This is a genomic window from Helicobacter sp. UBA3407 (genome assembly GCF_949747025.1).
Lineage (GTDB): Bacteria > Campylobacterota > Campylobacteria > Campylobacterales > Helicobacteraceae > Helicobacter_D > Helicobacter_D ganmani.
Map to the genome: position 1 here is coordinate 1 of NZ_CATKCB010000129.1, position 1,360 is coordinate 1,360.

Genomic DNA, 1,360 nt, shown 5'->3' on the forward strand with positions numbered 1-1,360 from the left:
ATTAAAAAGGAATCTTGCGACAAACTCGCTATCCTCCCGCCCCCAACTTTTAAAGTTTTCATTAAAGCCATTTAAGGCTTGCCAATCTTGTTTAAAAAAGCTCATATTGCAACCTCTAACGCCCTTGATAAGCTCGCTTTTATCAAAAATATTTGCTTGAACTTTAGAAGTTTTGTAAATAAGGCTAGAGAGCAAGGCGCATCGTTTGGATTTAAAATGATGAGAGAGTTTCTCATTCTGCCCCCCCCCTTATTGCTTTTTCGCTTGTTTGCTTATCTAAAATAACCCTAGAGCCTTGCAAAAAGACTTTATGCTTTGCAAAATCCAAATGGTCTTTAATAAAATGGGATTCTAAAACCATATCCCCATCGATGAGAATAATGTATTCTCCGCTTGCGGCATTGATTGCCTTATTGCGTATGGTATTTAAGCGGAATCCTGCGTCCTCTTGCCAAATGTGTAAAAGCGGGCAGGGAAAAGCTTTTTGATATTCTCCGATGAGTTGTGCGGTATCCTCTGTGCTACCATCATCGGCGATGAGAACTTCAATCGGCAGGTAATCAAGATTCTTGACGCTCTCTAGCACGCAGCGTAAAGAATCCTTGCTATTATAAGTCGTGATAATCAAAGAACAAGTGGGAATCTTGTGTGTTAGCTCATAGAGTTTGGCATATTTGAAAAACACGCCTAAGGCATTACAGAGGCTAATTACAAAGCCTTTGTAGCCATACAAAAATCCTTTTTTTAAAAAATAATCCCTAAAAAATTTCCACACACTCCGCACACAAGCACTGCCCATAGAGCTTTTTCTGTGCAGATTCTGTTGTGCCCACAGATTGGAGTATTTTTGCATTTTTTCTAGTAAGCCATAAATGCTATCATAAGCGTAATGTTTCAAGCCTTTTTGCACTTTAATGACTTTTGTGTTTGGGCTTAAAATCAGGCTTTCATGCACGGCATTGTCGTTAAAATGTGTAAAAGTTTTGTTAAAGACGCGCAAAACATAATCAGGATACCAACCACAAGCCTTAATCCATTCGCCTTTATAAAGATTCTTTCGTGGCAAGGCAAGGATATTTTCTTTTGCAAGCTGCATTTCTCTAAGTTCGTTTAAAAAATCTTGCTCCAAAACTTCGTCCGCGTCAATGAGTAAAATCCAATCGTTTTTCGCATAAGAAATCGCGAGATTTTTTAACGCCCCAAAGCCGATAAATTCACTTGTGTGAATGTGAAGATTGGGAAAAGATTCTTTGAAAGAGAGAGCAATTTTTAAGGTATCATCATTGCTTTGATTGTCTAGTAATATGATTTCATCAAAGCATTGAATAGAGCGGAGGCATTCTTGCAAAGTCGCTTGTGC

1 pseudogene is annotated in these 1,360 nt (G+C 38.4%); it reads right to left on the reverse strand.

What is annotated here, in order from left to right:
• Positions 1-1,360: pseudogene (locus Q1553_RS04500) on the reverse strand (glycosyltransferase); the annotation flags it as partial.